This window comes from Pantoea sp. E956-1, assembly GCF_982223955.1.
Map to the genome: position 1 here is coordinate 426088 of NZ_CEUYZP010000002.1, position 12900 is coordinate 438987.

The 12900-nt window shown below is 56.9% G+C and carries 16 protein-coding genes; 11 read left to right on the forward strand and 5 right to left on the reverse strand.

The features are described from left to right. Positions 1 to 135: 135 nt before the first annotated feature. A complete protein-coding gene (locus AC0T7J_RS09490) occupies positions 136 to 987 on the forward strand; it encodes a substrate-binding domain-containing protein (RefSeq protein ID WP_473793684.1) in 852 nt (283 codons plus the stop codon). 31 nt (positions 988 to 1018) lie between these two features. On the opposite strand, the gene AC0T7J_RS09495 is transcribed toward AC0T7J_RS09490, so the two are convergent. Continuing rightward, positions 1019 to 1186, reverse strand: a complete 168-nt coding sequence (locus AC0T7J_RS09495) for a hypothetical protein (protein WP_473793685.1) — start codon at positions 1184 to 1186, stop codon at positions 1019 to 1021. A gap of 193 nt (positions 1187 to 1379) precedes the next feature. Between AC0T7J_RS09495 and AC0T7J_RS09500 the strand changes: the two genes are divergently transcribed. Beyond that, positions 1380 to 1580 carry a DUF6404 family protein gene (locus tag AC0T7J_RS09500; RefSeq protein WP_010669807.1) on the forward strand — a complete coding sequence of 67 codons (201 nt, stop codon included), beginning with the start codon at positions 1380 to 1382 and terminating at the stop codon, positions 1578 to 1580. A 34-nt stretch (positions 1581 to 1614) separates the two neighbouring features. Here the strand turns inward: AC0T7J_RS09500 and AC0T7J_RS09505 are convergent, their stop codons facing one another. The 4 genes from AC0T7J_RS09505 to AC0T7J_RS09520 form a co-directional block, all read right to left on the reverse strand. Further along, on the reverse strand, positions 1615 to 3120 hold the full coding sequence (locus AC0T7J_RS09505; protein WP_473793687.1) for a SulP family inorganic anion transporter: 1506 nt from the start codon (positions 3118 to 3120) through the stop codon (positions 1615 to 1617). 139 nt (positions 3121 to 3259) lie between these two features. Beyond that, a complete protein-coding gene (locus AC0T7J_RS09510; RefSeq protein ID WP_010246474.1) occupies positions 3260 to 3520 on the reverse strand; it encodes a biofilm/acid-resistance regulator YmgB/AriR in 261 nt (86 codons plus the stop codon). 392 nt (positions 3521 to 3912) lie between these two features. Beyond that, a complete protein-coding gene (locus AC0T7J_RS09515) occupies positions 3913 to 4320 on the reverse strand; it encodes a DUF2000 domain-containing protein (protein WP_010246471.1) in 408 nt (135 codons plus the stop codon). Positions 4321 to 4361: 41 nt separating this feature from the next. After that, positions 4362 to 5210 (reverse strand): AraC family transcriptional regulator, encoded by an 849-nt coding sequence (locus AC0T7J_RS09520; RefSeq protein ID WP_473793690.1) that lies wholly within the window; start codon positions 5208 to 5210, stop codon positions 4362 to 4364. A gap of 145 nt (positions 5211 to 5355) precedes the next feature. Here AC0T7J_RS09520 and AC0T7J_RS09525 point away from each other — a divergent pair, with 145 nt between their 5' ends. The 9 genes from AC0T7J_RS09525 to AC0T7J_RS09565 all read left to right on the forward strand — a co-directional run bounded on the left by AC0T7J_RS09525 (position 5356) and on the right by AC0T7J_RS09565 (position 12900). Next, the gene (locus tag AC0T7J_RS09525) at positions 5356 to 5787 is read left to right on the forward strand and encodes a MarR family winged helix-turn-helix transcriptional regulator (RefSeq protein WP_031594525.1); all 432 of its coding nucleotides are present in this window, start codon (positions 5356 to 5358) and stop codon (positions 5785 to 5787) included. 2 nt (positions 5788 to 5789) lie between these two features. After that, positions 5790 to 7475 carry an MFS transporter gene (locus AC0T7J_RS09530; protein ID WP_473793692.1) on the forward strand — a complete coding sequence of 562 codons (1686 nt, stop codon included), beginning with the start codon at positions 5790 to 5792 and terminating at the stop codon, positions 7473 to 7475. Beyond that, positions 7472 to 8566 (forward strand): HlyD family secretion protein, encoded by a 1095-nt coding sequence (locus tag AC0T7J_RS09535; protein WP_473793694.1) that lies wholly within the window; start codon positions 7472 to 7474, stop codon positions 8564 to 8566. Before AC0T7J_RS09530 ends, AC0T7J_RS09535 begins: the two co-directional genes overlap by 4 nt. Then, positions 8563 to 9948 (forward strand): efflux transporter outer membrane subunit, encoded by a 1386-nt coding sequence (locus AC0T7J_RS09540; RefSeq protein WP_473793695.1) that lies wholly within the window; start codon positions 8563 to 8565, stop codon positions 9946 to 9948. Before AC0T7J_RS09535 ends, AC0T7J_RS09540 begins: the two co-directional genes overlap by 4 nt. Positions 9949 to 10216: 268 nt before the next feature. Continuing rightward, positions 10217 to 10603 (forward strand): hypothetical protein, encoded by a 387-nt coding sequence (locus AC0T7J_RS09545; RefSeq protein ID WP_473793696.1) that lies wholly within the window; start codon positions 10217 to 10219, stop codon positions 10601 to 10603. A gap of 230 nt (positions 10604 to 10833) precedes the next feature. Continuing rightward, positions 10834 to 11565: a beta-ketoacyl synthase chain length factor gene (locus tag AC0T7J_RS09550; RefSeq protein ID WP_473793698.1), complete on the forward strand. Its 732-nt coding sequence runs from the start codon at positions 10834 to 10836 to the stop codon at positions 11563 to 11565. Beyond that, entirely contained in the window at positions 11558 to 12358 is an 801-nt protein-coding gene (locus AC0T7J_RS09555) for a lysophospholipid acyltransferase family protein (RefSeq protein ID WP_473793700.1), read from the forward strand. The genes AC0T7J_RS09550 and AC0T7J_RS09555 overlap by 8 nt, the downstream gene beginning before the upstream one ends. Before the next feature lie 13 nt (positions 12359 to 12371). Next, positions 12372 to 12629 (forward strand): phosphopantetheine-binding protein, encoded by a 258-nt coding sequence (locus AC0T7J_RS09560; RefSeq protein ID WP_010669816.1) that lies wholly within the window; start codon positions 12372 to 12374, stop codon positions 12627 to 12629. A 16-nt stretch (positions 12630 to 12645) separates the two neighbouring features. After that, positions 12646 to 12900 carry an acyl carrier protein gene (locus AC0T7J_RS09565; RefSeq protein ID WP_010246453.1) on the forward strand — a complete coding sequence of 85 codons (255 nt, stop codon included), beginning with the start codon at positions 12646 to 12648 and terminating at the stop codon, positions 12898 to 12900.

A 12900-nucleotide genomic window follows, 5' to 3' on the forward strand; every position in this document is an offset into this window, starting at 1 on the left:
GTTCTGCCGATCCATCCCAATTACATCCGATTTCACTCATTTTTGCGGCCTGGGTCGAACTCTGTAACCTGTTGAAACGTTGTGGTTTACCGTATCGTAGTGGCTATTGTTTGCCGTCGCAGAGAATTAACGCCAATGATTACACCTTTCACACCTGACTTAACTGAACCGGCGGCCCCCCCGGTTATCGGTGTTGTCGCCAGCCAGTTGCTCAATCCGTATCAACAAAAAATGCTGGACGAAGTGATGCGGCAGCTTAACGCGCGCGGTGTTATCACGCTGCTACTGAGTGCCGAAACTGAAGCCACACTGACCGCTCTTATCCGGCAGGCTACACCGCTCGGGCTGCGTGGTTTGCTATTACTCCCCGGTAACCGCGTTACTGATGCCTGCAATTTGCCGGTGCTTCAGATTGACGCTGAGCCTGAACTGCAGGCGGATGCACTGCGGGCGGGTGAGGTGACAGCGGAATTATTGCTTAAACAGGGACATCAGCGGTTTGGCTTTATGCAGGCTCAGCCAGGCGAACTGGCGCAAAAACAGGGCTATCGCACCTCTCTGCTGGGGGCGGGCATGGCGCTGAACGCCGAACTGACTGTGGGTAGTGATGATCGTGACTGCGCTTATCAGGCGATGATGTCTTACCTGAAAAAGACACGTGCTGCTGAACGTATCCAGGCACTCTTCTGTGAAAGCGACCTGATGGCTTTTGGTGCGATGCAGGCTATTCGGGATTTTGGCCAGGGCATCCATCTGGCAGTGGCAGGTTTTGGCGATAGTGAGGAAGCCCGCAGTTCAACCTGGCATCTTACCAGCTGGTCACCTGACATCCGGCAGATCGCTGGCCGCGCGCTGGATCGCTGGCTGGGACAGCAGGCAGGCAACAGCAGTGCTGAAGAGCAGGGGCAATTACAGCAGCGTCACTCTCACGCAGGCAAAGTGCTGCCGGGTGAGATGTCAGCCTGCGGCTGCGCCTTCCGGCATTAACCAGCCCGCAACGCAGGCTGGCAGAATATTGTCAGGCCTGCGGTTGTCCTGCCGGGCCGCTGCCGCCGGGTGCGCCCACCGGCTGCTGCCCGCCAGGTGGTGGCGGTGGTGGGGCATCTCTGCCCGGTGGTGGCGGTGCACACGCCGTAAGCGTGGCGAGAAGAGCCAGTGTGGATAACAGATAAGCAGTACGTTTCATCATCATTCCCCGATCAGGTAAGCGGAACGTTGAGTATAGAGAATCGCAACAAAATCGCCCGGACAGGACAAAATCATCAACATGCATGGCAAATTGTCGACGATTATTTGAGACGCTTCGCAACTCGTGCATGCTGGCAATGCGTTTCAGGCCGGAGCGCGCTAAGGTAGCGCTTCATTTAAGAGGAGTCGTTATGAATGGCATGATGAAGTTCGTCCGCGGGTGGCTGGTGTTCTCTGTACTGTGGGGCGTATTCATGTGGTTTATGTCATGGCATCAGCAGGGCAAAGAGCCGGGTCTGGCGATTCTGACAAGTCTCTACGCCGGTTTAATCTACCAGGCGCTGATTACCATGGTTGGCCGCTACCGCGCGCGGCGGCAACAGGCTGAGTGAGTTCTGCTGCCGGAGAGGCAGCAGAACGGCGTTTTTAGCCGAAATTACCGGTCAGGCGCTGATGGAAGTCCGTGCTGCGTGGATCCAGCCCCTCAATGGTTACCTCTGCGCCATAACGCTGATAGCGATACTCAATGCCATCCAGCGCCGCGACGCTGGACGCATCCCAGATTTGCGCATGCGTTAAATCGATAGTGACCTTTTTAGGGTCATGGGCATAATCGAAATGCTCGAACAGATCGTTGCTGCTGGCGAAAAACAGCGGGCCGCGCACCACATAGCGCACCGACTCGCCATTTTCGCTCAGCTGACGCTCCGCATGAATAACGTGCGCAATACGGCGGGCAAATAGCAGCATAGCCAGGATCACCCCAGCCAGAACGCCCAGTGCCAGATTGCCTGTCCAGACCGTCACCGCTACCGTGAGCACCATAATCAGCGTCTCTGACCACGGCATACGTTTCATCGTAGCGGGTTGCAGGCTATGCCAGTTAACGGTTTTTACAGCCACCACCATCATGATCCCGGCCAGTACCACCATCGGGATTTGCGCCATAATCCTGCTCAGTCCGGTCACCAGTAACAGCAGCACCAGACCGGCGGCCACGGTGGAGACGCGACTGCGCGCCCGGCCCAGCTCAACATTGACGATGGTCTGACCTATCATCGCGCACCCGGCGATACCACCATAAAATCCCGCCAGAATATTCGCCACACCCAGGCCCCATGATTCTCGACGCTTACTGGAGGGGGTATCGGTCAGATCATCAACCAGTTTGGCAGTCAGCAGTGACTCCATTAGCCCGACAAAGGCGATGCTCAGGGCCGTGGGCCAGATAATCTGCAGGGTCTGCAGGTTAAGCGGCACCAGCAGGCTGTTAAAACCGGGCAGACCGGGACTCATCGGCCCTTCATCGCCTACGTTCGGCATGCGATAGCCCATTAACAGCGCGACGGCAGTCACTACCACAATGGCAACCAGCGGTGAAGGAACACTTTTTATCAGACGCGGTAACACCAGCACGATAGCCAGAGTGACGGCAAAGAAGAGCCACACCAGTGATGACTGTCCCCAGACGTGCGGCACCTGAGCAAAGAAAATCAGCACGCCCAGCGCATTCACAAATCCCAGCATCACCGAACGGGGAATATAACGCATCATGCGCGCCAGGCCGGCCACACCAAACAGAATCTGAATGACGCCGCCCATTACCACCGCAGGCAGAATATATTCCACGCCGTGCAGATGAACCATCGGCCCGATAACCAGCGCCACTGAACCCGCAGCCGCTGTTACCATCGCCGGGCGTCCGCCCAGTATCGACAGGGTCAGACAGAGCACCACCGAGGCGATGAGGCTGACTTTCGGGTCTACACCGGCAATAACGGAAAAGGAGATCACTTCAGGGATCAGCGCCAGCGCAGTAATCACCCCGGCCAAACATTCTCGGGTCAGTAGCGCAGGGGAACGGAGAACGCGCCCTACACTGATATCGCCCGCCACAACGTCGGTTGTGGCAACATCATTGGTTTGAGTCATAGAAGATTGCAGGCTCTTTAGTTATTTTGCTCCCGCGCGAGGGGCGGGAAGATCAGGATAAAAAGTGAGGGGCAGATACTACCGGGCGACCGGCGAAGATACCAGAAAAAGGCGGGCGACTCCTTCCATGGAATCGATGTTACAGTGAAAAATCGTCCGGGGTTTTATGGACCACCAGTTCAAGCAGCTGTCGGTAGATATCCAGTAATTCCCTGTCGCTTTCCAGCTCCAGCCGATGAATAAGCTTTGAGATAATCGCTTTATTGTTCACTGGCATGCCGGACTGCAAAATTTCTGCAACCAGGATACCCAGCATCTCCATCTCGCTGGCGGGTTTATTGGCGGCAGGGTTAAAATAATCAGCAATTTCCTGATTGGTCCGGGGAAGAATATATTGCATGTGTAAGCCCTTCAGAACAGCCCGATTCCGGTTCGGATGTCAGGACAAAAGCGATCAAAAAAACCACCGCATGGACAGATGCGATGGTACCAGTGTCACAAATTGAACAGAAAAAAATAACCTCTGAAGGTGGAAATCCACTGACACCTTCAGAGGCGACGCAAATGCATCATTCGTTACAGAGTCGCATGACAACTCGTGGCAGTAAACTTATACAATGAAACCCAATCTGTACAAATGGATTCTTTAACAATTTGTGCCATTCTTCAGTTATCAGTAGGTTATAAGGACTATTCCGAAGCGAAATCTGTACAAATAACCTGTACAAACAGCGGCGCTGTGGGGCAGAAGGGAAAAAACGGGAAGCTGTTGACCCGCTTCCCGCAAAATAATCAGCTGAATAGCGCCAGTTTTGCCGTCAGCTTTCGCAGGGCTTTTTTATCGCCGACGATGGCGACGCCCAGCAGACGCCATTGCTGACGTGGTTGCTGTCGCAGGACGGCGCTCAGCGCCTGATAATCGGTGGTGGTCTGGCCCTCTTCCGGAAACAGCACCAGATCGTATTCAGCCTGTTCGCACTGTTCCCGCAATGCACTGAGCTGTTCATCAGTCGCAGCCAGTACCGGAATCCCGGTGGTGATCAAACCGGGAGAAGGGCGCCTCTCAGCATCCTCCAGGGTGTCGCCAACCAGCGCCGGATGTCGCTGTCCCAGGGTTAATGCCATCACGGCGGCAGCATTGGTGGCTTTGCCTGGCGGCAGAGCGGCATTGAGTATCATCACACAGCGTGGGTCTTGCATTGCGCTTCTCCTGATTAAAAAAGCGCATTGTGGCAACTGGCTTAACTCAGGTCTGGAAGATTTGTGCAGGCGCGCTGATAACGTGCCGGGGAAAGCTGGCAGGCGCGTTTAAACCAGCGGCCAAGGTGACTTTGATCGGCAAAACCCAGCGCGGCTGCCACATCGGCGACGGACTGGCCCTGCGCCAGCTGACGACGCGCCTGGCTCAGCCGCCACTGCACCAGCCAGGCGTGGGGCGGCAAACCCCAGTGAGCCTGGAACAGACGCGATAACCGGAAGCGATTCACCTGCAGGTGCTGCGCCATCTGCTCCAGGCCGGGATTATCGGCATGATGGGCAATCAGCCAGTCACGCGCCTGCAGCGCCAGCCGGGCATCTTTATCCGGGGGCTGAGCGGGCAGCGACCACTGCCGGTGCGGAGTGAGCTGACCAAACATCCGGTCCAGCGCCGCTTCTTTGATGATGGCGGGGTGGTTGTGCCACAGCGCATCAAACGCATGCCAGACGACATAAGCCAGCGAGCGATCGTCGCGCAGCGTGGCGGCAAAACGTAGCTCGCGCGGTGAGGAGCTATCAGCCTGCTCAGGTGCCAGGTATCGGGCAATCTGCTGCGGCGAAAGATAGAGCATCCGGTAGGTGAAACCGCTGTCGTTGATGGCATCGCCATCATGCAGTTCCTCCGGCTCAAGCATAAAGACCGTCCCCGGACGGCTCTGATGCTGTTTGCGCCGCGAATGAAACTGCTGTACACCTTGCTCGGTCACGCCAATCAGATAACTGTCGTGCCAGTGAGGATCATAGGCGTGTCCGGTAAAATGGGCGCGTAGCGCCTCAATACCGCTGACGGCGTCACGGCGCAGATCGACCCAGTTTGCTGATGCCTGTTTCATGTTATCCGGCTCCCGGTTGCGGCCTCTGGACATTCTGCCGCGATCCACTAATTTTTAACAGAACCGGCGCTTTTCATTGGCGTTTCGCTTTGCGTATAATAACGCCACCACTCAATTAGAACTCTTACTATTAGGCTGCTAACATTTGTCTCAGCACACGCGTACCTTTACCCACTTATTGCATCTGACCGCACATGCCTGGCGCCTGGCGGTGGATCGTCACCTTAAAGATAGCGGCTTAAGCATGAGCAGCTGGATGGCCATCGGGCTGATTGCCAGTGAGCCGCAACGCATGACCCAGACCGAGCTGGCACAGCTGCTGGGGCTGGAAGATGCCAGCATGGTACCGCTGGTGGATCGGCTGGTGAAACAGTCACTGCTGATGCGGGTACAGCCGCCAGAAGATCGACGTAAGCGTCATCTGGTGTTGACTGAAAAGGGTAACGAAGCGTTCGCCAAAGTGAAAACCGAGGCTGACGCACTCCGTACTGAAATGCTGGCCGATATTGACCCTCAGGATCTGGCCGTGACCGAGCGCGTATTGCAACAACTCCTGAGCCGCATGGGAAGTATGTAGCAGTGGCAAAGCGAAATCCCTACGCTGCACGCGAGTGGTTGCCGCACGAAAAACCGATGCTGCCGGGATCGCCCTCGACGCCGCTGCATCCGATGCCAAAACGCCTGGCGTTTGGCCTGATCGGTTTACTCATCTCGCTGACCGGTGCGCTGAGTAACGCGCTGGTCACGGCGAATCTGGTCAACCTGCAGGGTACCTTTGGTGCCTGGTCGAATGAGATTGCCTGGCTGCCTGCGGTCTACGTGATGGGCAACATCTCTATTAATCTGCTGTTGGTGAAATTCCGTCAGCAGTTTGGCCTGCGTGTCTTTACCGAGGCGTTTCTGGTGCTGTATGTACTGGTGGCGTTTTTCCATCTCTTCGCCAACGATCTCAGTTCGGCGATCATTGTGCGCACCGCTCACGGTATGGTGGCTGCGGCGCTCAGCTCTCTGGGCATCTACTATCAGGTACAGGCCTGGCCTGCGAAACATCGCCTGAAAGCGCTGGTAATTGGCCTGACGGTATCGCAACTGGCTATCCCGCTGGCCCGCCTGTTCTCTTCGGAATTGCTGCAGCTCAACGAGTGGCGCGGTCTCTATCTGTTTGAACTCGGTCTGGCGCTGATTGCGCTGGGCGGGGTACTGCTGGTGAAATTGCCACCGGGCGATCGCATCAAAACCTTTGAAAAGATGGATTTCGTCACCTTTATCCTGCTGGCACCCGGTATGGCGCTGCTGTGCGGCGTACTGACGCTGGGCCGTATTGAGTGGTGGTTCACCACGCCGTGGCTCGGTATCTGTACCGCGCTCGCCCTGACGCTGATTGTCGCTGCGATCGTCATTGAGCATAACCGGCGCAACCCGCTGATCAATACCCGCTGGCTCAGCAGCGGCATGATGGTACGGCTGGGCATTGTGATGATCATGATCCGCATCGTACTGGCGGAACAGAACACCGGCGCAATCGGCTTTCTGCAGCAGATTGGCTTGCAGAACGATCAGATGCGCGGTCTGGCACTGGCGATCATGGCCGGGGTTATTGCGGGCATCGCCGCCAGTGCGCTGACTATCAAGCCCAATCATCTCAACTGGCCGATTGTCACCTCGCTGGTGGTGATGATTATCGCCTCGCTGATGGATGCGCAATCCAGCCCGCTGACCCGCGCCAGCAATATGTATTTCAGCCAGTTTCTGCTGGGCTTCAGCAGCGCCTTTTTCATGGCGCCTGCGATGCTGATGGGCATTGGCAGCGTGGTGACTCAGCCGAAAAATCTGGTAAGTTTTGTGGTGCTGTTTGGCATGAGTCAGAACCTCGGCGGGCTAATCGGTTCTGCTATTCTTGGCACGTTTCAGGTCTGGCGGGAAAAATATCACTCCAGCCTGCTGGGCGATCAGCTCTCATTGCTCGATCCCAACGTCACCGAACGGCTCAGCCAGTACAATGCGCTATTTAATTCGCTGGTGGGTGACGACGTTCTGCGCGGTGCGCAAAGCACCAGCCAGCTTCAGACGATTGCCACGCTGCAGGCCAACGTGCTCGCCTATAACGACACCTACCTGTTAACCGCTGCGCTGGCACTGGTCACCCTGATGTGGGTGATCTGGCGTTTGACCCGTCGTCGTTATCTTGACTGGCGTCAGGCGCAATTTAACCTGCGTGAGCAGCAACAGCTGGCCGCATTACAGGAATCAACGGAGAAACAATGAGTCAGCAGGATGAGCTTCAGGCGGCGGAACGCGAACGCGCGAATCGCCGCCGTATTCTTTCTATCGCCGCAGGCAGCGGCATTGTGGTGATTGGTGTACTGGTTATTCTTTACGCCTGGCAACTCTGGCCCTTCACCAGCGCAATACAAAGTACCGAGAATGCTTATGTGCGCGGCCAGGTGACCTTTATCAGTCCGCAGGTCAATGGCTATCTCACCTCAGTCGAGGTGATCGATCTGCAGCCGGTGAAAAAAGGACAGTTGCTGATGACGATTGACGATCGTATCTATCGCCAGCGGGTGCATCAGGCGCAGGCACAACTGGCGATGAAACAGGCGGCGCTGAACAATAACCAGCAGCAGCGGCGCAGCGCAGAAGCGACCATCCAGAGCAATAAAGCGGCGCTGGAGAATGCTAAAGCACAGGCGCTGAAAAGCGGCTTCGATCTGAAGCGCGTCGAAAATCTCACGGCGGATGGATCCCTGTCGGTCCGCGAGCGCGACGCCGCCCGAGCCGCAAACGCCCAGGCGCAGGCGCAGGTGCGTCAGGCTGCGGCGCAGATCGCCGTCGCCCAACAGAATCTGCAAACCGTCATTGTTAACCGCGACGCGCTGAAAGGCGATGTCGACAGCGCCCGCGCCGCGCTGGAGCTGGCGGAGATCGATCTGGCGAATACCCGGATTACCGCGCCTGATGATGGCCAGCTCGGTCAACTGGCGGTGCGCACCGGCGCCTATGTCACGGCAGGTACGCGCCTGACCTCGGTAGTGACCAATCACAAATGGATTATCGCGAATCTTAAAGAGACGCAACTGGCAAATATTCGTCCTGGCCTGCCGGTGACGATTCGGGTCGATGCGCTGGATGGCAAACGCTTTACGGGTCAGGTTGAATTTATCTCTCCGGCTGCAGGCTCAGAGTTCAGCGCGATTTCGCCCGACAACGCCACCGGTAACTTCGTTAAAATTGCGCAGCGCATTCCGGTTCGCATCCGCATCAATGACCAGAATATGCATCAGTTACGCCCGGGTATGTCGGTTGAAGTAAACATCGACACCGCCGCACAACCCGCTGGTGAGGGCGCGCCATGATGCGGCGTGGCTTAATGATAAGTGCACTGGCACTCCTTCTGACAGGCTGCGCCACCCAGGTTGAAAAGGCACCGGCCTCTCTGCCGATCCCCGACGCGTGGCGCAATAGTGTCGGGCCATCTGCTGCGCCGGAAGCGGAGTGGTGGCGCGCTTTTCATGATGAAAATCTCAACCGGCTGGTGACGCAGGCACTGCGCAATAACCCTGATATCCTCACGGCGCGATCCCGGGTTGACCAGTATCGCGCCCAGCTGCGCGCCACGCAGGGCGATAATTTTCCGACCCTGAGCGCCGGTGTGGCCGCGACCCGGGAGCGTACGCTCTCGTCAGTGACGGGCCAGCCGTATGAAACCGATATTTTTCAGGGCTTATTACAGGCGAACTACGAGGTTGATCTCTGGGGCGCACGCAGCAGCAGCATCACGGCATCGCAGGCGAGTTTAGCGGCGCAGCAGGCCGCCGCTTCTGCCGCCGAGCTCACCATCGCCAGTTCGGTGGCGTCAGGTTATCTCAACCTGTGCGCGCTGGATGAGCAGTTGCGGGTCACAGAGGCGACGCTGGCGACCCGCAACAATTCGCTGAAGCTGGCACAGCGTCAGTTTGAAACCGGCTACACCTCCAGGCTGGAGTGGATGCAGGCCGCCTCGGAATATCAGTCGGCCAAAGCGCAGATGCCCCAGTTGCAGCACCAGATCACTCAGCAGGAGAATGCGCTGAGCCTGCTGGTCGGTATGAACCCGCGCAGCATCGCCCGTCGTCAGCAGTTTGACCAGATTTCACCGCAGCGGATGCCGTCGCTGCTGCCATCAGAGCTGCTTAATCGCCGTCCGGATATTGTGCAGGCGCAGCGTCAGTTACTGGCCGCAGATGCCAGTCTGGCATCGTCGCGGGCTAAGCTGCTGCCGGGACTGAACCTCACCGCGACCGGCACTCTGCAGAGTTCGGTGCTGCACCAGCTCGCGGATGATCCGTTCCGGCTCTGGAGCGTGGGCGGCAGCATCCTGGCACCGCTGCTGAACCGTGAAGCGCTGACGGCGCAGGTGGATGTCTCAATGGCGACGCGAAATCAGGCACTGTATGGCTATGAAAAAGTGGTGCGCAACGCCTTTTCGGAAGTTAACGATGCAATAGACGCTATCAGGCAGCGTGAGGCACAACTTCAGGAGCTGCAAAAGCAGGAAGCCTATGTGACGGAGGCGCTGCGCATTGCCCGCAATCGCTATCAGAACGGCTACGCCTCCTATCTGGATGAACTCGATGCGCAGCGCACCCTGTTTTCAACGCAGCTGAATCGGGTGACTGTCAAAAATAACCTGCTGCTGGCGCAGATCGATCTCTATCGCGCGCTGGGCGGTGGCTGGACACCCGCCTCCACGCAGTAATCCTCAGACCGATCCAGCCGCAGCCAGAGTTTATGCGGCCGGGATCGGCCTCTGAGTTGCCGCGGCGACTGCGCCTATTCCCCCGCTTTAATCCCCTGAATAACCCTCTAAAACCTATGCATACTTCTGCTTACCTGTCTTTACATTCGGTGGTATCATGCGCGGGTTTTAAGCCAGCCAGACTGAAAATCGCACTGAAAGCTTAGCCTGCGCGAGGCGCACTATCCGTTTAACTTACTGATATAAAAAATAAATGAAGGGATTCACCATGAATATAAAAACAGTTTTTACTCTGGCCCTGGTCGCTGCGTTATTAACCGGCTGTGCGCGCACTGCGCCGATTCATAACGTGAATCAAACGCTCACTCAGCGTTACAGCGACAACCAGATGAAACTGGCGATCATTGAAGCAGGTATTGGCCGGAAATGGGTGATGACTCCCGTTTCGCCTGGCGTGATCAATGGTCGTCTGGCCCAGCGTGATTTCGTCGCGACTATTCGCATCACGTATACCAGCCAGAACTACCGCATCGATTATGTCAGCAGTGAGAACCTGAAAGCGGGGCAGGGCGAGATCCACAATAACTACAACCGCTGGATTGCCAATCTCGATCAGGATATTCAGTTACGACTCTCGGCCCTGGCCGCTCAGTAATGCGTGTCCTGTCGCAATGAGATGTCGACAGACGATCAAAGCATAAAGATCTCCGGCAACCGGCCGACAAATCAGATGAGCCGCTATTGCTGAACCACTGAGTAACCCTCTACCGTGAAGGCCTGATGCGGAATCGGCAGAGGGTTTCCCGGACGCACTTTTTTTGAAGAGGGCCGGGGTGACGCCCCGATGAACGCCGACGCCACACATATGACAAAAAGAGTGTTGAGATGAGACTCGCTTACTCACTGGTCGACTGGCAGGCTCTGGCTCCGGGATTACACGAGGGCGAGGGCTGGCAGCACTGGGCGCAACAGGGCACCGTCATAGACCCTAAAGAGGCGATGGCGAAGCCGCAATTTTTACCGATGATGACAGCACGTCGTCTGAGCGGCGGCAGTCGTGCGGCGGTAGAGTGTGGGCTGGCGCTGATTGCGCGTCAGCAGGTTGACGCTATCGTGTTCACCAGTCGTCACGGTGAGCTGGAACGTAATCTGCGTATCCTCACCACGCTGGCCGATAAGCAGTCAATGTCACCCACAGATTTTGCCATGTCGGTTCACAATTCGGCGGTTGGCAGCCTGACCATTGCGGCCAAAGCGCCACTGGTCTCCACCTCGATAGCGGCAGGCATCGACTCGTTTCAGCAGGGATTGATTGAAGTCAGCGCGTTGCATCAGGCGGGTTATCAGCAGGTACTGCTGGTCGATTTCGACGGCATCGTGCCTGACTATTATCTGCCCTGGCTGCCGGAACAGCGTGTGAATTTCCCCTATGCGGTGGCGCTGCTGCTGCGCCCAGGCGACCAGTTGCACTGCACTGGCCTTGCTGGCAGAGAGGCGAGGGCAGACACAGGGTTACCGCAGAGTCTGCGCTTTCTGCAGCAGTGGCTGGCGGAATCGCCCACCTTCAGCCTGCCGGGCGAACGCCTGACATGGCACTGGGAGAGACATCATGGCTGATTGTTCACAACCGGCGCACGACACCGGCAGCCGGATGAACTATTGCTGGCGGCTGGTGATGACGGCGGTGAGTTTTACGCTGTTTGGCCTCGGCGGACTGCTGCTGTCGCTGATTGGCTTCAACCTGCTGCTACTGGTACAGCGCGATTCGCTGCGCCGCCGACTGCTGGCCCGACGCGCTATCGCCTTTAGCTTCCGCTGCTTTCTGCGTTTCTGCCGGATGACCGGGGTCTATGACTACCGCATTGAAGGCGCAGAGCTTCTGCAACAGGATCGTGGATGCCTGATTGTCGCCAATCATCCGTCACTGATCGACTACGTAATGATCGCGTCGGTACTGCCGGAGATGGATTGTCTGGTTAAAGCCGATCTGCAAAAGAACCCTTTTATGCGTGGGGTGATCCGCGCCGCGGACTATCTGATCAACAGTGAAGCGGAGACGTTGTTGCCGGACAGTCAGCAGCGACTGGCGCGCGGCGACAATATCCTGATCTTTCCGGAAGGCACCCGCACCCGCTACGGACATCCACTGACGCTACAGCGCGGGGCAGCCAATATCGCGGTGCGCGCCGGATGCGATCTGCGCGTGGTTCACATCACCTGTAGCCAGCGTATGCTCGATAAACAGAGCCGCTGGTATCAGATTCCGCCGGTTAAACCGCTGTTTACCGTGCGTGTACAAACGCGAATCGACAGTCAGTCATTTTGTGAAAGCAATCCCGATGCGCAGCCACTGGCCGCGCGTCGCCTGACCCGCCATTTACAGCAGGCGCTGGTCCCCCAGAACAGGTAAGACGAAAACCGGTATGGATTCATTAATTAACGATATCAAACAGATGATTATCGACACGCTGAACCTTGAAGATCTCAGTCCCGATGATATAGAGACCGACGCTGCACTGTTTGGCGACGGGCTGGGCCTGGACTCGATTGATGCACTGGAACTTGGCCTGGCAGTGAAAAATCGCTACGGCGTAGCGCTGTCCGCTGAGAGTGAAACCCTGCGCGCCCACTTTTTCTCTGTTGCGACGCTGGCTGCGTTCGTCAACCAACAGCGCGGCTGAAAGCGGAGACAACCTTATGATGAACAAAGAACAGATCTATCAGGAAGTGGCTTCGCTGCTGACCAGCCTGTTTGAAATTGCGCCTGAGGATATCCATCCCGAGGCACGTCTGTATGAAGATCTCGAACTCGACAGCATAGACGCCGTTGATATGGTGGTTCATCTGCAAAAACGTACCGGCCGTAAAATTAAACCGGAAACCTTCCGCGCGGTGCGCACCGTGCAGGATGTGGTGGACGCCGTGGAACAACTGATGCGCGAAGACGCCTGA